General features: G+C 45.7%; 20 protein-coding genes. All 20 read left to right on the forward strand.

All coding sequences use genetic code 11. The features are described from left to right. Window positions 1-41: 41 nt before the first annotated feature. The 20 genes from H7T88_RS14080 to murA all read left to right on the forward strand — a co-directional run bounded on the left by H7T88_RS14080 (window position 42) and on the right by murA (window position 26,161). On the forward strand, window positions 42-1,013 hold the full coding sequence (locus H7T88_RS14080) for a ketopantoate reductase family protein (RefSeq protein WP_221788950.1): 972 nt from the start codon (window positions 42-44) through the stop codon (window positions 1,011-1,013). Then, on the forward strand, window positions 1,013-1,387 hold the full coding sequence (locus H7T88_RS14085) for a DUF3397 domain-containing protein (protein ID WP_154957766.1): 375 nt from the start codon (window positions 1,013-1,015) through the stop codon (window positions 1,385-1,387). Before H7T88_RS14080 ends, H7T88_RS14085 begins: the two co-directional genes overlap by 1 nt. Window positions 1,388-1,537: 150 nt before the next feature. Beyond that, window positions 1,538-3,238 carry a peptide ABC transporter substrate-binding protein gene (locus H7T88_RS14090; RefSeq protein WP_221788952.1) on the forward strand — a complete coding sequence of 567 codons (1,701 nt, stop codon included), beginning with the start codon at window positions 1,538-1,540 and terminating at the stop codon, window positions 3,236-3,238. Between the two features lie 190 nt (window positions 3,239-3,428). Further along, window positions 3,429-4,361 (forward strand): ABC transporter permease, encoded by a 933-nt coding sequence (locus H7T88_RS14095; RefSeq protein WP_154957764.1) that lies wholly within the window; start codon window positions 3,429-3,431, stop codon window positions 4,359-4,361. Window positions 4,362-4,372: 11 nt separating this feature from the next. After that, complete coding sequence (locus H7T88_RS14100) at window positions 4,373-5,290, forward strand: ABC transporter permease (RefSeq protein ID WP_260510933.1); 918 nt, start codon at window positions 4,373-4,375, stop codon at window positions 5,288-5,290. 17 nt (window positions 5,291-5,307) lie between these two features. Continuing rightward, window positions 5,308-7,077 carry an ABC transporter ATP-binding protein gene (locus H7T88_RS29040; protein WP_154983191.1) on the forward strand — a complete coding sequence of 590 codons (1,770 nt, stop codon included), beginning with the start codon at window positions 5,308-5,310 and terminating at the stop codon, window positions 7,075-7,077. Window positions 7,078-7,232: 155 nt separating this feature from the next. Beyond that, window positions 7,233-8,864, forward strand: coding sequence for a bacillithiol biosynthesis cysteine-adding enzyme BshC (bshC, locus tag H7T88_RS14110; RefSeq protein ID WP_221788954.1), 1,632 nt, complete (start codon window positions 7,233-7,235; stop codon window positions 8,862-8,864). A 61-nt stretch (window positions 8,865-8,925) separates the two neighbouring features. Next, a complete protein-coding gene (locus tag H7T88_RS14115) occupies window positions 8,926-10,191 on the forward strand; it encodes an adenosylhomocysteinase (protein WP_154888095.1) in 1,266 nt (421 codons plus the stop codon). 263 nt (window positions 10,192-10,454) lie between these two features. Next, complete coding sequence (gene mraZ / locus H7T88_RS14120) at window positions 10,455-10,892, forward strand: division/cell wall cluster transcriptional repressor MraZ (RefSeq protein ID WP_154888632.1); 438 nt, start codon at window positions 10,455-10,457, stop codon at window positions 10,890-10,892. 18 nt (window positions 10,893-10,910) lie between these two features. Next, a complete protein-coding gene (rsmH, locus tag H7T88_RS14125; RefSeq protein ID WP_221788956.1) occupies window positions 10,911-11,861 on the forward strand; it encodes a 16S rRNA (cytosine(1402)-N(4))-methyltransferase RsmH in 951 nt (316 codons plus the stop codon). 26 nt (window positions 11,862-11,887) lie between these two features. After that, a complete protein-coding gene (locus H7T88_RS14130) occupies window positions 11,888-12,313 on the forward strand; it encodes a hypothetical protein (RefSeq protein WP_221788958.1) in 426 nt (141 codons plus the stop codon). A gap of 12 nt (window positions 12,314-12,325) precedes the next feature. After that, on the forward strand, window positions 12,326-14,674 hold the full coding sequence (locus H7T88_RS14135) for a penicillin-binding transpeptidase domain-containing protein (RefSeq protein ID WP_221788960.1): 2,349 nt from the start codon (window positions 12,326-12,328) through the stop codon (window positions 14,672-14,674). A 152-nt stretch (window positions 14,675-14,826) separates the two neighbouring features. Continuing rightward, a complete protein-coding gene (locus H7T88_RS14140) occupies window positions 14,827-16,722 on the forward strand; it encodes a stage V sporulation protein D (RefSeq protein ID WP_423246139.1) in 1,896 nt (631 codons plus the stop codon). 173 nt (window positions 16,723-16,895) lie between these two features. Further along, a complete protein-coding gene (locus H7T88_RS14145; protein ID WP_221788962.1) occupies window positions 16,896-18,383 on the forward strand; it encodes a UDP-N-acetylmuramoyl-L-alanyl-D-glutamate--2,6-diaminopimelate ligase in 1,488 nt (495 codons plus the stop codon). Beyond that, on the forward strand, window positions 18,383-19,795 hold the full coding sequence (locus H7T88_RS14150) for a UDP-N-acetylmuramoyl-tripeptide--D-alanyl-D-alanine ligase (protein ID WP_221789136.1): 1,413 nt from the start codon (window positions 18,383-18,385) through the stop codon (window positions 19,793-19,795). The genes H7T88_RS14145 and H7T88_RS14150 overlap by 1 nt, the downstream gene beginning before the upstream one ends. Before the next feature lie 12 nt (window positions 19,796-19,807). Then, a complete protein-coding gene (gene mraY / locus H7T88_RS14155; RefSeq protein WP_090923756.1) occupies window positions 19,808-20,776 on the forward strand; it encodes a phospho-N-acetylmuramoyl-pentapeptide-transferase in 969 nt (322 codons plus the stop codon). A 3-nt stretch (window positions 20,777-20,779) separates the two neighbouring features. Beyond that, window positions 20,780-22,201: a UDP-N-acetylmuramoyl-L-alanine--D-glutamate ligase gene (gene murD, locus H7T88_RS14160; RefSeq protein ID WP_221788964.1), complete on the forward strand. Its 1,422-nt coding sequence runs from the start codon at window positions 20,780-20,782 to the stop codon at window positions 22,199-22,201. Window positions 22,202-22,249: 48 nt separating this feature from the next. Continuing rightward, window positions 22,250-23,347 (forward strand): stage V sporulation protein E, encoded by a 1,098-nt coding sequence (spoVE, locus tag H7T88_RS14165; protein ID WP_154888105.1) that lies wholly within the window; start codon window positions 22,250-22,252, stop codon window positions 23,345-23,347. A gap of 8 nt (window positions 23,348-23,355) precedes the next feature. Continuing rightward, the gene (gene murG / locus H7T88_RS14170) at window positions 23,356-24,465 is read left to right on the forward strand and encodes an undecaprenyldiphospho-muramoylpentapeptide beta-N-acetylglucosaminyltransferase (protein WP_154888107.1); all 1,110 of its coding nucleotides are present in this window, start codon (window positions 23,356-23,358) and stop codon (window positions 24,463-24,465) included. Between the two features lie 412 nt (window positions 24,466-24,877). Continuing rightward, window positions 24,878-26,161, forward strand: a complete 1,284-nt coding sequence (gene murA / locus H7T88_RS14175) for a UDP-N-acetylglucosamine 1-carboxyvinyltransferase (protein WP_221789137.1) — start codon at window positions 24,878-24,880, stop codon at window positions 26,159-26,161. The last annotated feature ends 18 nt before the right edge of the window (window positions 26,162-26,179 follow it).

Here is a 26,179-nt window from a genome sequence, read left to right on the forward strand (position 1 = left end):
GATTCAAAAGGTACAGGAAATGACCAGAACAGGGGGATCAGATGATTATAGATGTAGTAGGAGCAGGTTCGCTAGGACTTCTATTTGGAGGGAAGTTGCAAGCATCGGGTGAAAGAGTACGTTTTTGGACTAGAACATCAGTGCAGGCCGATCAGCTTAAACGAGACGGAATTAGGATTACCGAGAAGGATGCGGAAATTCACATCAGGCCGTACGAGATTCAAGCTTACCCGATATCCCAACTGGCGAATCATTGGAACAAGACACCTGGAGACTGGATGCTGCTCACTGTGAAGCAAACTCATATTAATGATTTTATTGAACAGGCAGCAACGTTAACGTTAGAGATACGGCAGCCATTCAAGATTGCTTGTTCTCAAAATGGTCTTGGTCATCTGGAGAAGCTACAGGCTGCTTTGCCAAATGCATTGCTGTGTAGTGCGATTACAACTGAAGGGGCTAAACGTACCAAAGGTGAGGTGGACCGGGCCGGTTATGGAAAAACACTTCTGGGCTTGAGCAAGAGTTTGGCGAAAATGAACGTGGGAATAATAGATGAACAACAAATATTTACTTTAGCCAGGGTTGTGCAACAGGCAGGATTTGACTGTACAGTGTCGAATGAAATCGATAAGCTGATATACAGAAAACTGCTCATTAATGCGGTTATCAACCCGCTTACGGCAATATGGAGAATCCCCAATGGTGAATTGCTTCACATGAAGGAACGAGTTAGCATTATGCACCAGTTGTATGATGAGGCAATGACCGTGTATGGAGCTATGAACGTACAATTGGAAGGCGATTTATGGGATCAAATTCAGGGGGTATGCCGCGACACTGCTTCGAATACGTCCTCCATGCTGGCAGATGTACTACATAAACGCATAACAGAGGTTGAATCAATTAACGGATCAATTATAAAAATGGCAAAGGAGTTCAATCTGAAGGTACCTACACATGAAATGCTTTTTCATTTGATTCAAGGGATGCAATCAGAAGGGGTGAGTTAATGGGGTTTTTCATCGTATTGAGTTTATTGCCCTTTTTTCCTTTTTTACTCGTGTATTGGGGCATGATGGTATGGAAGAAAGATAAGGCGATTGCATTGCGAGCAGCTATGGACGTCACTACATTTTTCCTTATTTTCTCCGTGTCTGCGTTATTCAACTTAACATTTGATTCGAATTTTGGTTTTTATCTGACATTAATACTCATACTAATAGCGCTTGGTTTTATCGGAGGTGCGCAAAATCGACTAAAAGGAAAGGTCGATGGGGGAAGAATGTTCCGGGCCGTATGGCGCATGTCGTTTGTGATGATGAGTTTTGGATATGTTTTGTTTACTTTATTTGGATTATTTAGATACATTATGAACCAGATGTGAGGTTACATAACGCAAAATCCCGAAAAGATGTGGCGATTTTGTCGAAAACTGAAAAAAACATTACTTTCTGAAAAAGTAATGTAGATTTTTTTGACCGGTGGTTGTATAATCTATAAACATAAACCACATCAATTTAGGGGGAAAAGTTAGATGAAAAGGAAAAGTCTATTAGTCCTTTTGACGCTGATCTTGGCGTTCGGTACCGTACTTGCAGCGTGCGGATCGAAAAATGAAGGCACAGGTACCACACCAGATAACAATTCTGCAAGCGGAGAAAAGGCTCTTGCCAAAGATCAGGTTCTAAAAATTAACTTAACGGCTGAACCTCCTACGTTTGACCCTGCTCAAGCCAAAGACAGTCAAACGAACACGGTTTTGAAATTTTTGTATGAAGGTCTGGTACGTATCGACGCGAATGGTAAAGAAGCCGCGGGTGTCGCTAAAGACTGGACAATTTCTGAAGATGGTTTGAAATATGTGTTCAACCTGAACCCAGATGTTAAATGGAGTAACGGTGACGCAATTACTGCCGAAGACTTTGTTCGTTCTTGGGAACGTGCTTTGAAACCGGAAACAGCTTCTCCTTATGCATACCAATTGTACTACATCAAGGGCGCTGAAGGTTTTAACAAGAGCAAAGATAAAGACTACAAAGGAACTAAAATTACTGATTTCGCTCAAGTAGGTGTTAAAGCTACGGATGAGCACACACTTGAAGTTACATTGGAAAACCCAACGCCTTACTTCTTGGGTCTTACAGCATTTTACACGTATTATCCAGTACACAAATCTGCTGACACGAATGACAAATTCTTCACAGATTACAAAAACATGATCGTTAACGGTCCATTTGTAATGGATCAATACACTAAAGGTCAAAAAATTGTTGTAAAGAAAAATGAAGGCTACCATGCAGCTTCAGATATCAAATTGACTCAAATCGATATGTCTCTGACAAGTAGTAGTTCTTCGGAACTGCAAGCGTACAAGTCAGGACAATTGGACTATACTGGTGCACCTAACGGTGAGGTTCCTACGGACCAAATTCCTTCTTTGAAAGCTGAATTGCCAAACGAGTTCAAAGCTACTGGTATTGCAAGTACGTATTACTATCAGTTCAACGTACATGAAGCACCATTCAACAATGTTAAAATCCGTAAAGCATTTGCAATGTCCATTCAGCGTCAGCTGCTTGTTGATAAAGTAACACAAGGTGGACAAATTCCTGCATTCGGATTCGTTCCTCCAGGTATCCGTGGTGAAAACGGCGAATTCCGCAACGAGCACAAAGATGATTACTTCACTGAAAATGTGGATGAAGCTAAAACATTGCTTGCCGAAGGTATGAAAGAAGAAGGTTACACTACATTGCCAGCAATCACTTTGATCTACAACACAAGTGATGGTCATGCTAAAATTGCTTTGGCTATCGCTGATATGTGGAAAAAGAATCTTGGTGTTGACGTGAAAACAGAAAACCAAGAGTGGGGCGTATTCCTTGAGAACCGTCAAAATCAAAACTTCCAAATTGCTCGTGCGGGCTGGTCTGCAGATTATAACGATCCGTACAACTTCTTGGAAATGTGGACTACTGGCAACACAAACAACGACTCAAAATTCAGCAATGAACAGTATGACAAAGACGTAAAAGACACTGTGAAAACAGCTGATGCAGCTGCACGTATGACTGCTTTTGCTGATGCTGAGAAAATTCTGATTCAAGATGAAATGGCTGTAATGCCTATCTACTACTACACTAACGTATCTTTGACTAAGCCTTACCTGAAAGGTGTACAACTTGATTTTAGTGGAGCGATTGACTTCACACGTGCATATCTGGAAGAGAAGTAAGTTGTTCTGAAGTCTAATATGATTGCTTCGGGATATATATGTGGAATTCCATATATATCCCGATTTTTTTGTATGTGCACTGATTTTCCTTATAATTCTTGAAATTTCCGATAAATGGATTGGACTTTATTGTGGTCTGATTCTACAATCGATTTGTATACAAAATATTGTTTGTGGAGGTGTGCAAGGGTTGGTTAAGTACGTTTTGAAAAAACTGCTATTTATGCTGCTATCGCTTTTCATACTCGCATCGATGACTTTCTTCCTGATGAAGGCCATTCCTGGTGACCCTTTTACATCGGAGAAAAAAGTTTCACCTGAAATTCGGGTTCTTCTTGAAGAAAAGTATGGCCTGAATAAACCGATGTATGAACAATACCTGAAGTACATGGGTGGGATCGTTAAAGGGGACTTCGGAGTTTCAATGAAGTATCTAAACCGTGATGTCTCTGACATGATTGGTGAAACATTCACAGCTTCGTTGAAATTAGGTGTGTTTGCAATCATCATCTCCATTATTGTAGGGGTGTTGCTTGGTCTGCTTGCAGCAGTATATCACCGTAAATTGATTGATGATGTGACTATGGTGCTTGCTGTCATAGGAATCGCCGTGCCCAGTTTCTTGCTCGCATCGTTATTACAGTACGTGTTTGCGTTTAAACTAGGCTGGTTTAACGTTATGGGCTTTGATGGGCCGCTTGACTACGTTCTACCTGTTGCTGCGCTGTCCGCATCACCGATTGCCTTTATCGCACGTCTAACGCGTTCAAGCATGCTGGAAGTTTTACACGCAGACTATATTAAAACGGCGAAAGCCAAAGGTTTGAAATGGCCTGCCATCATGTTTAAGCACGTTGTACGGAACGGTATTTTGCCTGTTGTTACGTATGTAGGACCAATGACGGCTAACATTATTACAGGTTCTGTTGTAATTGAGCAGATCTTTAACATTGGTGGAATTGGTAAAGTATTTGTCGAGAGTATTACGAATCGGGATTACACTATGATTATGGGAATTACTATCTTCTATGGTATTCTCCTGATGTTAGCGCGTTTCCTTACGGATATCGCTTACGTATTGGTTGATCCTAGAATTAAGCTGGAAAGCCGGAAGGGGGCATAACGTTGTCTGGCATGAATAATAACAATAATGGAACGGCGAATACTGACCTGAACAGTCAGGCAGCGGTAAAGCCGCAAGAAAGTATTTCCCTTTTTAGAGACGCGATGTACAGACTGGCAACCAATAAAGCCGCAATGATTAGCCTTGGTGTGCTGGTGCTTGTTGTATTGTTTGCTATAATTGGACCAACTTCTTTGTTTACGAAGTACAATTATTATTCGAATGATCTGCTTAATTCGAACGCTGCTCCAAGTGCGGATCACTGGTTTGGTACAGATGATCTGGGCCGTGATGTGTGGGTAAGAACATGGGTTGGCGCACGTGTCTCCTTGACAGTAGGTTTGGCTGCGGCGTTAATTGACCTTGTGATCGGGGTTATCTACGGTGCGATCATGGGTTTCTACGGTGGACGAGTTGATGGGATTATGAATAAGTTCTCCGAGATTTTGTATTCTTTGCCTTACATGTTGGTTGTTATCTTGTTGCTGGTTGTTTTGGAGCCAAGTCTTACAACGATTATTATTGCGCTTACCATTACAGGCTGGATTAGTATGTCCTGGATTGTACGTGGTGAGATTATGCAACTGAAAAATAGAGACTTTATCCTTGCTGCAAGATCGATGGGTGCAAGTACTGGACGTCAATTGTTCCGTCACTTGTTGCCAAATGCGGTTGGACCGATTATCGTTACATTGACATTGTCTATTCCAAATGCGATCTTTGCAGAGGCGTTCTTGAGCTTCCTCGGTCTGGGTGTATCTGCACCAAGATCTTCCCTTGGATCCATGATTAATGATGCACTTACAGGCTGGACGCTTTATCCATGGCGGATGTGGTTCCCGGCTGGTTTGATGGTTATTACAATGCTTGCATTTAATTTGCTCGGTGATGGACTGCGGGACGCACTTGATCCGAAATTACGTAAATAGAAAGAGGAGGTGGGATTATGGAGCCGATTTTAACAGTCAAAGACTTAAGTGTATCGTTTTCGACGCGCTCGGGTGAATTTGATGCCGTTAAAAATGTGAGTTTCGAAATTGGCAAAGGAGAAACGCTAGGGATCGTAGGTGAATCCGGTAGTGGTAAGAGTGTTACCGCCCAGACGATCATGAAATTGATCCCTTCCCCGCCTTCGAAGGTTAAGAGCGGAGATATTACGTTTCACGGGCAGGATCTGTTGAAAAAGACAGATAAACAAATGGAAGCCATTCGTGGTAAAGATATCGGTATGATATTCCAGGATCCAATGACTTCCTTGAATCCTACTATTAAAATTGGTAAACAGATTACAGAAGTATTGCGTAAACACCAAAACATGTCCAAGCAGGCAGCGAACAAAGCAGCTCTTGAGATGCTTGAACTTGTAGGTATCAAAAATGCAGCTATTCGCATGAATCATTATCCGCACCAATTCTCTGGTGGTATGCGTCAACGTGCGATGATTGCAATTGCACTTGCCTGTCGTCCGTCTTTGCTGATTGCGGATGAGCCTACAACAGCACTCGACGTTACCATTCAGGCTCAAATTCTGGATGTCATGAAAGACATGCAGAAAAAGCTTGGAACATCCATTATGCTGATTACGCATGATCTTGGCGTTGTAGCGGGCATGTGTGACCGTGTGGTTGTCATGAAGGAAGGCGAAGTTGTAGAAACAGGGACAACAGCTGAAATCTTCAGTAACCCACAGCATCCTTATACGATTAAATTGTTGAACGCTCTCCCGCGTTTGGACGAGCCGAAAAAAGAAAAGCCAACTCCGGCAGGTATTGTCAAAGGAAGTAACAAACCTTTGGTTCAAGTGAAAAATTTGAAACAATACTTTAACCTTGGCAAAGGTAACATCCTTAAAGCTGTAAATGATGTGAGCTTCGACATCTTTGAAGGAGAAACCCTTGGTGTTGTAGGTGAGTCAGGTTGCGGAAAATCGACGACTGGACGCACCATTCTGCGCCTTTATGAGCCAACTGGCGGAAGTGTGAACTTCAATGGTACGGATATTTACAAATTGTCTCCACGCAAGATGAAAGAAATGCGTAAAGACATGCAGATGATTTTCCAGGATCCATATGCTTCACTGAACCCGCGTTTTAACGTTATGGATATTATCGGAGAGTCTTTGGATATTCACGGGCTGGCAACAAGCTCTAAAGAACGTAAGAGACGTGTAGAAGAGCTGTTGGACCTCGTAGGTCTTAACCCAAGTCATGCTTTGCGTTATCCGCATGAATTTTCCGGTGGACAAAGACAGCGGATCGGGATTGCTCGTGCTCTTGCCGTTGATCCTAAATTTATCATCTGTGATGAGCCGCTTTCTGCACTGGATGTATCCATTCAAGCTCAGGTTGTTAAATTGCTTGAGGAGTTGCAGCAACGTCTTGGGTTGACGTACCTCTTTATCGCCCATGACTTGTCCATGGTGAAACATATCAGTGACCGTGTTGCGGTTATGTATATGGGTAAAGTAGTAGAATTGGCTGAGAGTGAAGAACTGTACGCGAATCCAATTCATCCATACACCAAAACATTGCTTTCTGCGATCCCTGTTCCAGATCCGGAAGTGGAAGCAAATAAACGTCGCATTTTATTGCCGGATGAACAATCTGGACCAATCCAGAATGCTTCGGGCGGTCCTAAAAATGACCCGTATAATTTGGAAAATGCTCAATTGATTGAGGTTTCCAAAGGACACTGGGTTGCAGAACCTTACGTATAATAGTTTCGAAAACGAATATGCTATTATATACATCATAACCGCCGATTTAAATCGGCGGTTTTTTTCATATATTTGTGACTTTGTTTTGACGAAGAGCTACTGAATTCGGTACAATCAAGGAAGGCTCTTTAGAAGCAGAATAGGAGGCAGACCTCATGAAAGGGATCACCGAGGCGCTCCGCAGCGGATCAAAGCTTGCAGAAGATTATCTCTGTACGACAGATGCTGCGCGAAGCCTTTATGAATATGACATTCGTTGGGAAAACGGCCTCCACGCGCGTGCTGAATGGCTGAAGCAATCGGAGCATACACGTGTTGACCGTCATGAACTGGCGGCGTATTTACGTTTATATAATAAGCGAGTAAATGATCATGACAAGGTTCATGCTTCGATTACCCGCCTAGTTGAAGAAGATGCACTCGTCGTTACGGGTGGACAACAGAGTGGCTTGTTCACCGGACCATTGTTTGTGATATACAAAGCAGCCAGTGTGGTCGCCGCTGCGCGTGAAGCTGAACAGCAATTGAAACGTCCTGTAATTCCAGTGTTCTGGATTGCGGGAGAAGACCATGACTGGGATGAGGTAAATCATACGTATTTGCCTGATAAGCAAGGACAGATTCACAAAGTTAAACTGCAAGGGCATTTTAAAGGTAAGGACTCGGTAAGTTATGTGGAAGTAAAGTGGGATCAGTGGGAAACGGTGTTGAATCAAGTGGAACAATTATTGCCTGATACCATGCATAAGTCTGGATTAATAAAGCTGATCACAGAAATCCATCAGTCGAGTACGAATCTAAGTGATGCGTTTGCGCGAATGATATCGGCCTTGTTTGCAAAGACTGGACTGGTACTCATGGATGCTGCCGATCCTGAATTGCGTAAGTTAGAAAAGCCCATATTTGAGCGTTTGATCCGGAAGAATAACTCGTTGCGGGAAGCCTATTTACAAGGGGCATCGCTTGTAGAACAAACGGGTTATTCGATATCAGCAGAAGTGGCGGAAGATGGGGCCAACCTCTTTTATATTCATGAAGGCACCCGTTTGCTTTTGATGCTGAAAGATAACTTGTATCAGGATCGTAAGGGGTTAGTTTCCTTTACAGAAGAACGTTTGTTACAAGAATTGGAAGATCACCCTGAGCGTTTTAGTAACAACGTACTCACCCGTCCTTTGATGCAAGATTCATTGTTGCCTGTGGCTGCAGTTATTTTAGGGCATGGAGAAATTGCATATTGGGGTCTTACACGTGAGGGGTTCCGTACTTTTGGGCTACAAATGCCGATATTATTGCCTCGTCTATCCTTCACGATTATGGAGGAAGTGCAACACAAATATATGAAACAATACGGACTTTCTTTCCAGGATGTGCAGAACCAACTGGAAGAAAAGAAAGCACAATGGCTAACGCAGCAGGAAACTTTCCAAGTTGATGAACAATTCACGCAGATCCGTGAGCAGTTTATGACGCTCTATCGTCCGCTATTGGATCAGGTTGCAGAAGTGCATCCCGGATTGAACCGCATTGGTGAAGCGAATTTAGCCAAAATGAATGAACAGATTCAGTATCTGGAGCGTCAGGTTCGCAAGGCAATCGAGGATAAACATCAAGTGAGTTTGAGGCATTGGAACGGTATTCAGAATGCTCTGTTCCCAATGGGCAAACCCCAGGAACGAGTACATAATGCACTCTTTTACCTGAATCGTTATGGAACGGACTGGATTGAGGAATTGATTAAAGCATCTGCTGAATTCCGGGGCGAACACAAGGTTATATCCTTATAAGTATCTATTTAGATTATATTGATTTTTATAATAGAAGAAACACATTTGAGGAGGAGATAAAGTGACCACATCTTCATTACAAAACAGTATCGTCAAAGATATGGGACTTGCTGCAGAGGGCCATTTGAAAATTGATTGGGTTGAGGCGCATATGCCGGTTTTAAACCGGATTCGTCGTCAATTTGAACAAGATTTGCCTTTTAAAGGTCTAAAGGTAGCGATTTGCCTTCACCTGGAAGCTAAAACCGCATATCTGGCAAAAGTCATTCAGGCTGGTGGTGCTGAAGTGACGATCACACATAGTAACCCGTTGTCTACTCAAGATGATGTATGTGCGGCTTTGGTAGAAGACGGTGTGACTGTTTATGCGAAATATAATCCTGAACCAGCTGAGTTCAAAGCACTGCAACTCCGTGCTCTTGAAGTGAAGCCTGATCTCATTATTGATGATGGTGGGGATTTTGCAACTATTATTGCTTCCGAACGTCCTGATCTTGCAGCTACGATTCGCGGGGGCGCAGAAGAAACGACAACAGGCATTATTCGTTTGAAGGCACTGGCGAAAGAAGGACAACTGAAATTCCCGATGGTTGCGGTAAATGACGCATATTGCAAGTATTTGTTTGATAACCGCTATGGTACTGGGCAATCCGCTTTTGACGGTATTATTCGGACAACGAACCTGGTGGTTGCAGGTAAAAATGTTGTCGTAGCTGGGTATGGCTGGTGTGGTAAAGGTGTGGCTATGCGTGCAAAAGGTTTGGGTGCCAATGTCATTGTAACTGAAATCGACCCAATCAAAGCCGTGGAAGCACATATGGATGGTTTCCGGGTTATGACGATGCTGGAAGCAGCAAAGTTGGGTGATTTCTTTATTGCTGTGACAGGCAACAAGGACGTCATTACAGGTGAACATTACGATGTTATGAAAGACGGAGCTATTCTGAGTAATGCAGGTCACTTCGATGTTGAGGTTAACAAACCGGAGCTTGCCAAACGTTCTGAGTCTATTCGTACCGTTCGTCGCAACATTGAGGAGTACCGTTTCAAAGATGGTCGTAAAATGTATCTGCTCGCGGAGGGACGCTTGGTAAATCTGGGAGCTGCTGACGGACATCCGGCCGAGATCATGGACACTACGTTTGCACTGCAGGCATTAGGTTTGCGTTATGTGAGCGAAAACTATGAATCTCTTGGTAAAAACGTAGTGAACGTTCCTTACGAAATTGACCAGCAAGTGGCGAGTTACAAGCTGGAGAGCCTGAACATTGCCATTGATTCTTTGTCCGCTGAGCAGGAAAAGTACCTCGATAGTTGGAAATTTTAAAGGGTTATCCAATAATTACAAACGGATAAACTGTTTCAAAAGTAGTAGAATGGTGTATTGACGATATGGCTCATGTACGGGTGCACATACGATCGCCCGTAACCGGGAAACGTCTTTGGTCCTGAATGACAGGATCGAAGGCGTTTTTTTCGGTGGAATCAAATAAAAAAACAGAAAAGTCAAGAAGGGTTTTGATTTTTTTAACCGAATCTATTATGCTTAGGTGGTGGAAAGTGGGGCAAAGTGGGGGAGTGAGTGCGGCAATGTTTATGGGCGAGTTTCAACATAGCATTGATGATAAAGGTCGGGTCATTATTCCGGCTAAATTCCGCGAATCTCTCGGATCCACTTTCGTTGTCACACGAGGTTTGGACCAGTGTCTTTTCGTGTACCCCATGGAGGAGTGGGGGGTCATGGAACAGAAACTGAAAGCACTGCCGCTGATGAAATCCGACGCACGTGCGTTTACCCGGTTTTTTTTCTCAGGTGCAACTGAATGTGAACTGGATAAACAGGGCAGGGTAAATCTGCCGGGTAACCTGAGAGAGTATGCCAAATTGGACAAGGATTGCGTTGTTCTTGGTGTGTCGAACCGGGTGGAGATTTGGAGCAAAGGCATTTGGGAAAGTTATTTTAATCAATCCGAAGAAGCATTCAACGACATTGCCGAAAAGCTGGTCGATTTCAATTTTGACTTATAAAGTAAGGAGGGGTGCAGGTTGTTTCACCACATAACCGTACTCAAAGAAGAGGCAACCGAGGGATTAAACATCAAGCAGGACGGTATATACGTGGACTGCACTTTAGGAGGGGCGGGACACAGTTCCGTGATCGCATCCAAGCTAGGTCCGGGGGGACGTCTGATCGCACTTGATCAGGATGACTGGGCTTTGGACAATGCACGCGAGAAGCTCGCTGCTTATGAAAACCAGGTTACATTGGTGAAAACCAATTTTAGAGATTTGGAGCAGGTTCTCAAAGATCTTGATGTTCCTATGAAGGACGGTCTGCCACAGGTTGACGGAATTCTGTATGACCTTGGTGTGTCATCTCCACAGTTTGACGAAGGAGAACGTGGATTCAGTTACAATCACGATGCACCGCTTGATATGCGTATGGACCAAGATGCACTTCTGACAGCCAAAGAGATTGTGAATGAATGGCCGGAAGAAGAGATTGCGCGAATTCTGTATCGCTATGGTGAAGAGAAGTTTTCCAGACGGATTGCTCGTGTTATTGTGAATCAACGTAGTCAGTCTGAGATCGAAACGACAGGTGAACTTGTGGAATTGATCAAAGAAGGTATTCCTGCAGCAGCCCGCCGTACAGGTGGACATCCTGCGAAGCGAAGTTTTCAGGCGCTGCGTATTGCTGTGAATGATGAACTGGGGGCTTTTGAAGAAGGACTGCATCAGGCTGTTCGTTGTTTAGCGCCAGGGGGGCGCGTATCTGTTATCACCTTCCATTCCCTTGAGGACCGGATATGTAAACAGATCTTCAGCAGCTATCTTGAAAAATGTACATGTCCACCTGACTTTCCGTTATGTGTATGCGGTGGTAAAGGGACTTTACGTCTCGTCAATCGAAAACCGTTGATTCCATCAGAAGCGGAACTGACCGAGAACTCTCGTGCGCGATCAGCCAAGCTGCGTGTAGCTGAGAAATTGTAGAACAAAAGAGGAGGAGGAGCCTTCAAATGGCATATACACGTGGCAATCTAGCGGTCAAAGAAAAAGCCCAAGAACGTGTAACACAGCAAAGGTACAAGGAAACTACTAAAGTTGTGACACGTCGCACAGGTCTGCCAGGCCGCGAAAAGTTTTTATACCTGATCACACTCTTAGCCGTCATTATTGTGGGCGGTGCCCTGATGTCTCGTTACGCTCATATTTATGAGCTGAACAAGCAGGCTCAGTCGACCATTGTAAAAATTAAAGAGGCTGAGAAGACCATTGCCGACTTACAGGTGGAGAGAGAAACATTGAATAATCAGGTTGTCGAGAATGCAAAAAGACTGGGTTACGTGGAAGCTTCCGATAAGGATATTATTTTTGTACCACGCTCAACAACGAATACATCGACAGGTACTGAATCATCCTCGAATGCAACCAGTGGCAAGTAAAGAGGTGTTTCGATGGTAAAAAGAATAAAAATGCGCACGTTGTTAATAGGGGGATTCATTACCCTCTTTTTTCTTGTACTCGTAACCCGTATATTTTTCATTCAGGTGGTTAATGGTGACAAATGGCAAGAGCGTGCGGCGGGTCTTATCGAAAGGGAACAGACGATCAAGGCTGCTCGCGGAACGATTACGGATCGAAACGGGAATGTGCTTGCCACGGATTCGCCGGCTTACACGGTTTCGGTTAACCCGCTTTTGATTAATCAACTAGGTATTGAGGACGAAGTGACGAAGAAGCTATCGGCACTGCTCAAGAAAAACGAGAGTGAGATGCGAGCTCTTGTTACAGCAAAAAATAAAGACGGGAAGTTTTTTCAACAACGCGAAGTACGCAGTGAAGGATACAAAATTAGTCCTGCACTTGCTGAAAAGGTCAATGAGTTGCGCGAAGAGCTTCAGGAGCAACACAAGGCAAAAAATGCGATCGTCATGACGCAGGAGTCCAAACGTTTTTATCCGGAAGAGTCGCTGGCCTCTCATGTGCTAGGTTATATGAGTCGTGATGGCAAAGCTGTCAATGGGCTGGAAGTCTCGTATGATGACGTGCTGACAGGCACAGATGGTTTCCTGAATTACCAGAAGGATGCGAAAGGCATCAAACTTCCGGATTCACAAGATAATTATTTGCCTCCGAAAAACGGTAAAAACCTGAAACTGACGATTGATGATACGATCCAGTTTTACATTGAAAGTGCAATGAAAGAGACAATTGCGAAATATAACCCGCTGAGTATGACCGTCATTGCGGCTGATCCAAACACGATGGAGATTCTGGGGATGGCCAACTGGCCGACCTTTAATCCGAATACGTATGCGAGCACACCGGATCAGAAAAATTTTATCAACCATGCAACGCAGTCGATCTATGAACCAGGTTCTACGTTCAAAATTGTGACACTTGCGGGAGCCGTGGAGGAAAAACTGTTTGATCCGAATGCAACGTTTGAATCCAAGCGCATATACATCGGTGGTTTCCCGATTAGTGATAACGGACATACGTACGGAAGAATCTCTTACCTTGAAGGTGTCAAACGCTCCAGTAACATCGCTTTTGTTAATCTGGGGTACAACATGCTCGGGGGAGAGCGACTGCGTCACTATATCGATCAGTTTGGTTTTGGTAAAAAGACGGGCATTGACCTGCCAAGTGAAGCGGCTTCGCCAATCAAACCCTTGGTATACAAGTCAGAGATTGCTACCGCTGCATATGGTCACGGTCTCGTACAAGTGACGCCGATCCAGCAGTTATCAGCCATCTCGGCCATTGCAAACGGCGGTAAGTTGCTCCAGCCTCATCTCGTGAAGGAGATCATTAATCCGAATGATGGCACAACGGAAGCAATCAAACCGAAAGTGATTAGACAGGTCATCTCTAAAGAATCGGCCAAGCTTGTTGGCGGGTATCTGGAGCAGGTCGTAGCAGATCAGACGATCGGTACAGGACGTAATGCCTATATTGAAGGATACCGGGTTGCAGGCAAGACAGGGACAGCGCGAAAAGTTATCAACGGTCAATATAGCAAAAACAAAGACGTCGTTTCGTTTATTGGATTTGCACCAGTCAACAATCCGAAGATTGCGATGTTGATTGTGATTGACCAGCCAGATGGCACAAACATTGGCGGAGGAACTGCAGCGGCTCCAGTGTTCAAGAAGGTTGTAAGCCAGACGTTGCAATATATGGGTATACCGAAAGATACAGCCAAAACGACAGACAAAAAGTCAAAAGAAGCTCCTGTTGTACAGGCTAAGGCTCCAGACTTGAGTGGTAAAACGGCCAAACAGGCCAGAAGCCAGCTTCTCAACTCCGGAATTGCTTATGTCACGCTTGGTCAGGGTGAAAATGTGATTCGCCAGTATCCACAAGCAGGTGCTTCGATGAATCCAGGTCAACGAGTCTACCTACTGACGGAAGAGAGCAGTAAAATGAAGATTCCAGATCTGACGGGTGAATCGCTTCGTGATGCGTTGGAGGTTCTCTCACTGATGAAGGTAGGCGTAACAGTCAAGGGTGAGGGATACGTCGTGAAACAGAAGGAGCAGGTATCGGGTGAGCAACGAACGGTGCAGTTAACCTTACAGACAGCGAAGGCAGCGGTAACCGGTATAGCTGATGAAGCTCCAGATTCTTCTGATCCGAATGCGAAAAACCAGGACAACAATACGAAAACAGCTGATGAGGGTAAAACGGATGGGGATGATCCGCCGGGAAGTGCCTCAAATCAGAGTCAGACTGACAAGCAAAAGGGTCAAGACGAAACATCTGGTAAACCAGCCACTGAAGGGGCTTCCCTGCCATAGACTGTATAGACAGCTTGTTCTAACCCCCGGTTGTCCTGAATATTCATGAATGAGACAGTTCATGATTTTGGGACGAGTGGGGGGATCTTTTCGTGAAGGGAACAAGTGTGAATCTACGCCGCAGGTTGCTGTGGAGTTTGTTAATTCTGGTTATGTTATTTTCGGCCTTGGTCATCAGGCTTGCTTATGTTCAGTTGGGGAAAGGGCCGGAACTATCGGCCAAAGCGGAAGAATCCTGGCGTCGTAATATTCCGTACACAGCTAAAAGGGGAGAGATTCTGGATCGAAACGGGACATCTTTAGCCTACAATGTGACAACCCCAACAATCATGGCGATCCCGGCTCAAGTTAAAGAAGCGGAGACCACAGCCAGGGCGCTGGCACCGCTACTAGGTATGACAGAAGAGAAAGTACTGGCAACCATCAAGAAACGAGAATTGATTGTAAGACTACAACCCGGTGGCCGCAAAATTACGATGGAGAAAGCTCAGCGCATCCGTGATTTGAAGCTCCCGGGTATCGTTGTTGCCGAGGATAACAAACGTTTCTATCCGTATGATGATCTGGCTGCTCATATTCTCGGATTTACAGGGATTGATAATCAGGGACTGACTGGTGTTGAAAAAAGATATGACGACAAGCTGAATGGTTTAAATGGCAGTGTATCCTACTTGTCCGATGCGGCCGGAAGGCTCATGCCGGGCTCATCTGAGAAGTATGTGGAACCGAAGGACGGGCTCAACCTCAAGCTGACCATTGATAAATCCATTCAATCGATTATGGAACGGGAATTGGATCAGGCGATGGTCAAGTTTCAGGCTAATTCCGCTTTGGCTATTGCAATGAATCCCAAAACAGGCGAAATTCTAGGGATGTCTAGCAGACCGGGCTACGAGCCGGCAGATTATCAGCAATATCCTTCAGAAATTTATAACCGGAACTTGCCCATCTGGATGACGTATGAACCAGGTTCAACTTTCAAAATTATTACACTGGCTGCTGCGTTGCAAGAAAAAAAGGTAAATCTGCAACAGGATCAATTTTTTGATCCCGGATTTGTAGAAGTCGGCGGAGCACGCTTGCGCTGTTGGAAAAAAGGTGGACATGGAAGCCAGACTTTCCTTCAGGTGGTGGAGAATTCCTGTAACCCTGGATTTGTTGCTTTGGGGCAGAAGCTTGGTAAGGATTCGTTGTTCTCCTACATTAAAAATTTCGGTTTTGGTGCCAAAACCGGGATTGATCTTAGCGGAGAAGCAAGTGGTATTCTTTTCAAATTAGCAAACGTAGGTCCTGTTGAACTTGCAACGACCGCCTTTGGGCAAGGTGTATCCGTAACTCCTATTCAACAAGTAGCAGCGGTATCAGCTGCCATCAATGGTGGGAAGCTCTATAAACCTTACGTTACGAAAGCCTGGGTACATCCAGAAACCGGAGAGGTGCTGGAAGAAGTAAAGCCTGAACTTGTTCGTCAAGTCATCTCGGAGGATACGTCCAAACAAGTACGAGAAGCACTAGAAAGTGTCGTGGCCAAAGGAACAGGCCGTCCAGCTTTTATCGATGGCTACCGGGTTGGAGGTAAAACAGGTACAGCCCAAAAAGTTATTAATGGTCGTTATTCGTCGAGTGAACACATCGTTTCGTTTATTGGATTTGCTCCGGCTGATGATCCGCAGATCGTGGTGTACACCGCTGTAGACAATCCGAAGGGGATTCAGTTTGGCGGTGTTGTTGCAGCCCCAATCGTACAAAACATTCTGGAAGATTCGCTGCATTATATGAAAGTGCCTGTGCGTAAGGACCAGCTCGCGAAAGAGTACAAATATGGTGAAACCAAAATTGTGACGGTTCCTGATCTTACTGGGGCTACAGTGGAAGATTTGTACGAGGATCTCAACATGAATTTTATGCTCGCGAAGTCGGGCAGTGGCAAATACGTAATTAATCAGGCCCCTAAACCAGGAGCAAGAGTAGATCAAGGCTCAACGATACGTATCTATATGGGTAACGTCCTGAAAGATGATGGGCATGATCATTCGAAGCACGAATAAAGTTCTCAAATGGAGCTTTAAGTAAGGATACAATGTAGGCTTAAGCGGAGTTTCCTACTCCGACCGCAACAAAATTCAAGAGATCGCGTTTCATTATTTGGTGGTCTGGTCGATATTAATACTATAGTAATCTGTGGATACAGAAGTATATTTGGAAAAGTGAGGTTATTCATGTGCTTTTAAAACAGTTTGAATCCAAGTTGATTACCGCCCGTCTCGTGGGCGACCCCCATACAGAATGTCACAACCTTCAGACAGATTCCCGGCAAGTCAAACCGGGTGATCTGTTTATCTGTCTTCCGGGACATACGGTCGATGGACATGATTATGCAGATAAAGCAGTGCAGGCCGGAGCGTCTGCTCTCGTTGTGGAGCGGCAGCTTGACTTGCCTGTACCACAATTGATTGTAAGAGACAGTCGCTTTGCTATGGCTGTTTTGTCGGACTTCTTTTTCGAATCACCGAGTCACAAGATGAAAATGATCGGAGTAACGGGAACGAACGGCAAAACAACAACGACTTATTTGATTGAAAAAATTATGAGCGACTACGGTCAGAAAACCGGGCTGATCGGAACCATCCAGATGCGTTATGATGGACGCACTTACCCGATGTCGGGAACAACACCTGAAGCTCTGGATTTGCAACGTAGTTTGCATGATATGGTTCAGGCTGGTACGGAATGCTGTGTGATGGAAGTTTCTTCTCATGCATTGGAGCAAGGGCGGGTGAAAGGCACGGATTTCCGTACAGCAGTATTTACAAACCTGTCGCAGGATCATCTCGATTACCATCATTCCATGGAGGAATATCGCGGAGCTAAGGGGTTGTTTTTTGCTCGCCTGGGTAACAGTTATGCAGAAGATGCTTCCGAGCGGAAGTATGCAGTGATCAATGCGGATGATCCGGCTGCGGATTATTATATCTCTGTAACGGCTGCTGAGGTTATTACATACGGCATGGGAGAACAGGCGGATGTTCGTGCATCTGCAATTTCAATCACAGCTCAGGGGACGACCTTCCATGTAGATACCTTTGCGGGTAGCACAGACATTGAACTGCGTATGGTAGGCAAGTTCAACGTGTACAATGCAATGGCGGCCATCTCGGCAACGCTGGTGGAAGGTGTGCCACTGGAAGAGATCAAGCGTAGTCTGGAGACCGTACCGGGTGTGGATGGCAGGGTGGAAGCTGTCAATGAAGGTCAGGCATTCGCGGTCATCGTTGATTATGCCCATACACCTGATGGACTTGAGAATGTATTGCGTACAGTCAATGAGTTTGCGGAGGGCCGTGTCATCTGCGTATTTGGGTGCGGCGGTGACCGGGATCGCACAAAACGCCCATTGATGGGTAAAATTGCTGCGAAGTACAGTGACTTTGTATTAGTGACTTCTGACAACCCGCGGACGGAAGATCCCGATCTGATTCTAAAAGACATTGAGCAAGGTTTGCTGGAGGAGTCCGTTCCGTCTGAGCGTTACACAATGATCGTGGACCGGCGTCAGGCCATTCATGAAGCTATTGAAATGGCAAGCCCGGCCGATGTAGTATTGATTGCGGGCAAGGGTCACGAGACTTATCAAATTATCGGAACAACCAAGACCGATTTCGATGACCGGATCATAGCTAAAGAAGCGATAAGGGGCAAATCCAATTGATAAAACGAACATTGGCGCAAATCGCCGACATGTGTGGTGGCACACTAAGTGATGCCGCAGTTTATAGTGAAGTTATCGCCGAAGGGGTATTTACCGATTCACGTAAACCGGTGGCAGGCAGTTTGTTTATCCCTTTGGTAGGTGAACGTTTTGATGGGCATGAGTTTGTGCAAGCTTGTCTGGAGCAAGATGCTGCGGGGGCGTTGTGGCAAAAAAATCATGGTGCTCCGCCGCAGGGAGCCGTTATTTTGGTGGACGATACCCTGACTGCATTACAGGCACTTGCATCGGCTTATCTTCGTGAGAACAAGGCATCTGTTGTTGGCATTACAGGCAGTAACGGGAAAACAACAACCAAGGATATTGTAAACGCGCTTCTCTCTACCACATTCAAGGTGCATAAAACGCAGGGGAATTTCAACAATCATATCGGTCTGCCACTAACGGTATTGAGTATGACTCCGGATACGGAAATTATTATTTTGGAGATGGGCATGAGCGGACGCGGTGAAATCTATGACCTATCTGTCATTGCTGAGCCGGATGTAGCAATCATCACGAACATTGGCGAATCCCATTTGCTTCAGCTTGGCTCAAGACTTGAAATTGCCAGAGCTAAGGCTGAAATTGCTGCTGGTATGAAACCTGGCGGATTACTCATATACAACGGAGACGAGCCTTTAATCGCGCAGGTGCTTGAAGAGTCTGCAACGAAGCAACCTGAAGGCATGCAACGGTTTAGGTTTGGATTACAAACGGATAATAACGATTATCCAACTGGGCTGATGAATGCACAGCACGGGATGGTGTTTACAACCAAGCAGTCTGTCGACAAAGCTTATAACCTTCCCTTGCTGGGTACGCACAATGTAATTAACTGTCTGGCTGCCATGGCCGTAGCACGTCATTTTGGGGTGACTGAGGAAAATATGGCAAAAGGCTTGTCGCAGCTAAAATTGACAGGGATGCGTATTGAGGTCACCCAGGCGGTCAGCGGACTTACTCTCCTGAATGATGCATATAATGCAAGCCCGACTTCCATGAAGGCTGCTATAGATGTGTTGGAAGGGTTAAAAGGATATCGGATGAAAGTGGCTGTACTGGGAGATATGCTGGAGTTAGGTTCGGAGGAGCAGCAGCTTCATCATGAGATCGGGATGTATATTACTTCTGATAAATTGGATAAAGTGCTGGTATACGGTCCATTATCCGTGCATATTGCTGAGGGAGCAAAAAAGCATATGGTAGCTGAAGCTGTGCATGCTTTTAATAATAAAGAAGAATTGACCCGTTATCTGCTGGAGAATCTTCATCCGAAAGATGCAGTTTTGTTTAAAGCCTCGCGAGGCATGAAACTGGAGGATGTAGTTCAAACACTGCAGACGGCACCATTACAGAATCGAGTAGACTAGAGGGGTGAACCCATGGATTTTCAGGTATTACTGTTAACAATCGGCGTTTCATTTATTTTGGCGGTGATTGCCGCACCGCTACTTATTCCGCTTCTGCGGCGGATGAAGTTCGGACAGCAGGTCAGGGAAGACGGGCCTCAGAGCCATTTGAAAAAAAGCGGAACACCAACGATGGGCGGAGTTGTTATTTTACTTGCGTTCACGCTGGCGTTTCTTAAATTCTCAGCGGTCAAAAACACAGACTTTTATGTGTTGCTTGTCGCTACGCTTGGATTTGGTCTCATTGGTTTTTTGGATGACTATATCAAAATTGTATTCAAGCGTTCGCTTGGATTGACAGCCAGACAAAAAATGCTGGGGCAGCTGTTCTTCAGTGCCCTCATGTGTTATTTACTTATTCAAAATGGACACAGCACCGCGATTTCTATCCCGGGAACTTCGGTTTCGTTTGACTGGACAGGATGGTTTTATTATCCGTTTGTTGTCTTTATGATGCTGGCCATTACCAATGCGGTTAACTTTACGGATGGTTTGGATGGCCTTCTCTCCGGTGTCAGTGCGATTGCTTTTGGCGCGTTTGCTATTGTGGCAATGCAGGCAACGTCGATGCCGGCGGCGGTGTGTGCAGCTGCCATGATTGGGGCTGTTCTCGGATTCCTGGTTTACAATGCACATCCGGCCAAGGTGTTTATGGGCGATACGGGTTCGCTCGGAATCGGCGGTGCAATCGGCGCGATTGCAATCGTTACGAAGACAGAACTTCTGTTTCTGGTTATCGGCGGTATTTTCGTAATTGAGGTCCTTTCCGTTGTGATCCAAGTTGTATCCTTCAAAACCCGCGGTAAACGTGTATTTAAAATGAGCCCGATCCACCATCACTTCGAGCTTAGTGGCTGGTCAGAATGGCGGGTTGTCATTACCTTTTGGGCGGTAGGTGCTATTTTGGCCGCTCTTGGACTTTATCTCAACAAGGGGTTGTAAATTATGAATCATCCAGAAACATATCGCGGACAACAAGTCGTCGTGCTTGGGCTTGCGAAGAGCGGCGTACAAGTTGCCAAGGTGCTGTATCGTGCCGGGGCTAACGTTATCGTAAATGATAAAAAAGACAGGGAACAGTGTCCCGAAGCTTCCGAATTGGAGGCTTTGGGAATTTCTGTTGTATGCGGGGGCCATCCGGATGATCTCATTCATAGTGATGTGAAGCTGGTCGTCAAAAACCCCGGCATTCCTTATCAGGCTGCTCCTGTGCAGCAAGCTCTTGAATTAGGTATTGAGGTGGTAACCGAGGTGGAGGTTGCATATCACCTTTGCGGGGCACCTATGATCGGTATCACCGGTTCTAACGGAAAAACAACGACCACAACTTGGGTAGGAAATATGCTGGAACAAGCGGGCTTGAATCCCATTGTTGCTGGTAACATTGGAACCCCTCTCTGTGAAGCTGCAGAGCAGGCTACCGCTGATAACTGGATGGTCGTCGAACTAAGTAGCTTCCAGCTCAAAGGCACGGTAGAGTTTCGTCCGCGTATTGCTGCGCTTCTTAACGTGGCAGAGACCCATCTGGATTATCATGGCGGCATGGAAGATTACGTGGCTTCCAAAGCAAAGCTGTTTGCCAATCAGAAACCAGATGACGTCGCTGTTCTCAATTGGGATGATGCTGTATGCCGTGAACTCATTCCTTATATCAAAGCGAGGGTGATTCCGTTCTCATTGACGGAAAACCTGGAAACAGGCGTGTATGCAGATCCGCCTTATGTCGACGGAGAAGAGGATGATGTGAAACGTCAGGTGATCTATGCGGATGGTGCAGGCAATCGAGCAGTGATTATCGATGTGCAGGACATTGGCATACCTGGACGTTTTAATGTAGGCAATGCGCTTGCTGCAGTAGCTATTGCAATCGCAGCGGGTGCTGATCCGTCACACCTGGCTGCTCCGCTAGCTGATTTCAGAGGTGTTGAACATCGACTGGAGTATGTGCTCAAGCATAATGGCTCAGTTTATTACAACAATTCGAAAGCTACCAATTCAAAAGCAACGGTCATGGCACTGAATTCCTTTAAGGAACCTGTTGTATTGATTGCAGGCGGACTAGATCGCGGTTCAGATATGATGGAGCTGTTGCCGGTATTGGAGGAGCGTGTCAAAGCGTTGGTGGTTCTTGGTGAAAACCGTGCTAAAATTGCTAAAGTCGCAGAACTGGCGGGACTAAAGCATATTAAGGTCGTCGATAATGAGGAGGACGCTGCCCGTACGTTGACGGTTGCTGTTCAGGAAGCAGCAAGTCTTGCCGAACCAGGGGATGTTGTTTTGTTATCCCCTGCGTGTGCAAGCTGGGACATGTTTGCCTCCTATGAAGAACGGGGACGCATTTTTAAAGAGGCGGCGCATAACTTGTAAGTAGGGGGGTGGAAAAGCCCCTACTTCCATGCAAGGGGTGGCCTCCTGATGAAACAGACGCGACCGGCGCCGGATATTTGGCTCCTGATTTGTATTTTGGCTCTGCTTGCCATCGGCATCATTATGGTGTACAGCGCAGGCTCAGTACTTGCGTTCCGAAACTATGGCGACTCATTTTATTTTGTGAAAAGGCAGATTTTATTCGCCGTGCTTGGGCTGGTAGCCATGTTTGTGACAGCGAATGTGGATTATAGGGTATGGCGAAAGTATGCCAAGCCGATTTTAATTATCTGTTTTATTATGCTCATTGCCGTATTAATTCCGGGAATCGGAGTCGTTCGCGGCGGTGCACGTAGCTGGCTGGGGATTGGCTCTTTCGGTATCCAGCCCTCCGAATTCATGAAACTGGGCATGATCTTGTTTTTGGCTCATTGGCTGAGCAAAGATCCTGGTAAAATTAAAACTTTTACAACGGGGCTGTTGCCTCCGCTTGGGCTAATGGGGCTTGCTTTTGGCATAATTATGTTACAGCCCGATTTAGGTACAGGCACCGTGATGATGGGGGCATCCATGCTTATCATTTTCACAACCGGAGCACGAATGAAACATCTCGCTCTGCTTGCTCTGGGTGGAGTTGCAGGATTCGCGGCACTTGTTGCAGCGGCACCTTATCGGTTGCAACGAATTACAGCTTTTCTGGATCCATGGTCAGATCCGCTTGGTGCAGGTTATCAGATCATTCAATCGCTCTATGCGATTGGTCCAGGTGGACTGGCTGGTCTCGGGCTGGGGATGAGTAGACAGAAGTACAGTTACGTGCCTGAACCGCAGACGGACTTTATATTTAGTATTTTGGCGGAAGAACTCGGTTTCATTGGTGGAATGATTGTATTATTATTGTTTCTGGTGCTGGTGTGGAGAGGAATGCGTGTAGCGATGACGGTTCCAGATTCCTTTGGCAGCCTGCTAGCTGTGGGGATTATCGGTATGGTTGCTGTGCAGGTCATTATTAATATCGGCGTGGTGATTGGACTTATGCCTGTCACAGGGATTACACTGCCGCTGATCAGTTATGGAGGTTCATCACTGACACTCATGCTCACCGCACTGGGCATATTATTGAATTTATCCCGTTATGCGAGGTGACTTATACGATGCGAGTCGTTCTTAGTGGTGGTGGCACGGGTGGGCATATCTATCCGGCCGTAGCCATAGCAAGACAATGTGAGGCGGAAAATGCCGACTCGACGTTTTTATACATTGGCGGTACACGAGGACTTGAAAGTAAGCTGGTTCCTCAGGAAGATATACCTTTTAAATCGATTGACATTACCGGTTTTCGGCGTAAGTTATCCTTTGAAAATGTGAAAACGATCATGCGATTCGTTCAAGGGGTAAGGAGATCTAAAAAAATGCTGAAGGAATTCAAGCCGGACGTTGTCATCGGTACGGGCGGATATGTCTGTGGTCCCGTTGTATATGCGGCGGCAAAGCTGGGAATTCCAAGCGTGATTCATGAACAGAATGCGATTCCAGGTCTGACGAACAAGTTTCTCATGCGTTATGTAGATACAGTTGCCGTCAGTTTTGAAGGTTCTGAAAAATCATTCTCTGGTGCAAAAAAGGTTATCTATACTGGAAACCCGCGGGCAACAACAGTAGCCCAGGCCAGTCGGGATCGTGGATTCGCCACATTAGGTGTTCCGATGGACAGCCGTGTTGTGCTAGTCGTTGGGGGGAGCCGGGGGGCTAAAGCGATTAATCAGGCGATGATTGAAATGGCACCGATGCTGGAACAGCTGGATGATGTACATGTTGTTTACGTTACAGGCGAGACCTATTTTGATGAAACCCGTGAAGCGATCCGTAGTTCTTTGGGAACGATGCCTAATCATCTGCATGTACTTCCTTATGTACATAACATGCCCGAAGTACTCGCTTGTACCTCTTTGATTGTGAACCGTGCAGGAGCCTCGTTCCTTGCGGAGATTACATCTCTTGGTATTCCGTCGATTCTGATTCCATCACCAAACGTAACCAACAATCATCAGGAGGCTAACGCGCGTACCCTTGAAAAAGGAGGAGCCTCACTCACAATGCTGGAGAGAGAGCTTACAGGCAAAGGCCTGTATGAAGCAATTGCAGGCATTATGAATGACGAATCAGGACGTAAGCAGATGGCAGAGGCTTCTCGAAAATTAGGGAAACCAGATGCGGCCAAAGTGCTTGTAAACGAAATTAAGCGTCTTGTTGCAAAACGATAATAGGTGTTTGGACGCATTTATGGGCGATTGTCACACACCAGACGGGACTGACATAAGATACGGTATAAATCGTGACAATCGTTCCATGATACCGCAGTACAGCATCATATCGGCAAAGGTGCAACTAGGGTGAAGACCGTGAATTCCCAACATGGTATTGCTGGCAATGACTGGTCGAACCGAGGGATGGATTGCGGAGCCTCATGGATCGGATGTGTCACGGATAATTCAATTCGCTGAGATTGACTGGGAACAATGGATATCCATTTTATTGTTCAATCAGGCCAAGCGACAGCAGAGGACGTCATCACCCTTATACAGTCTATTCAGAGCACTATATCATCTCATGGCGGTATCCACCGGGTACCGTATGTTATCGCAGTGGGTGAGCGTAAACCCCGGAGGTGATACATTGGACAAATTGGTGATTGAAGGTGGGAGACCCCTATCAGGATCCATACGCATCCATGGAGCAAAAAATGCCGCTTTACCGATTATGGCCGCAAGTTTGCTCGCAGACGGAGAAATTACGCTGCACAACGTTCCACACTTGCTGGACATCGAAGTAATGCTGTATATCCTGGAACGACTTGGATGCACATGTCGGCATGAGCAGGGAACAGTGACGATCAATACGTCGCTTGTCCGGTCACATGATGTGCCAGAGGATCTTATGAAGCAAATGCGGTCTTCCATTTTTCTGATGGGGCCATTGCTTGCGAGGTTTGGGAGAGTATCTGTATATCAGCCGGGTGGCTGTGCGATCGGAGAACGTAAAATTGATCTTCACCTCCGGGGGCTGGAAGCACTCGGAGCACAGATTGAAGAGCAAGATCAGCAAATTATCTGTCATGGAGCTAATCTGATAGGTGCGGATATTCATCTGGATTTTCCGAGTGTTGGAGCCACTGAAAACATCATGATGGCTGCTGTGCTTGCAGAAGGCACAACGACAATTTTCAACGCAGCGAGAGAGCCTGAAATTCAGGATTTGCAGCATTTTCTGAATGCGATGGGGGCACGAATTATGGGTGCCGGCACGGATACAATCACGATAAATGGTGTTGAGAAGTTGCAACCTTGCACCTATGAAATCATACCTGACCGGATTGTCGCTGGAACCGTTATGATTGCTGCTGCTGCAACCCGAGGCAATGTTACGCTTACACACTGCAATCCTGCACATCTTACTTCGCTTATACATGTGTTAAAGCGCACTGGTGTTCAAATCACAGTATGCAATGATATAATGACTGTGAGTTGTATGACCCGCCCAAAATCAGTGGATCGTATTGTGACTTCCCCGTATCCATCGTTTCCAACAGATCTTCAATCACAGATCATGGTGCTACTCAGTTTGGCAGATGGATTCAGCGTGATGAAGGAAACCGTGTTCGAAGGAAGATTTAAACATGTGGATGAACTGAATGTCATGGGAGCGGATATTTCGGTTGACCTGAATGCAGCTTTTATCCGTGGAGTTCCAAGACTATATGGGGCTACTGTAGAGGCGACAGATCTTCGTGCGGGTGCAGCTTTAGTTATTGCAGGTCTGGCGGCTCAAGGTAAAACCATTGTGGAGCAAGTGCATCACATTGACAGGGGATATGATCAGATCGAAAAGTTATTCCAGAGTCTTGGAGCCTCAGTGGAGAGACAGTCGACTGTTTCGAAACAGTTGGATTTTGCCAATTAACGTCCTTGGCGTCCCCTT

The organism is Paenibacillus cucumis (ex Kampfer et al. 2016), assembly GCF_019748695.1.
In the GTDB taxonomy this organism is placed as follows: Bacteria; Bacillota; Bacilli; order Paenibacillales; family Paenibacillaceae; genus Paenibacillus; species Paenibacillus polysaccharolyticus.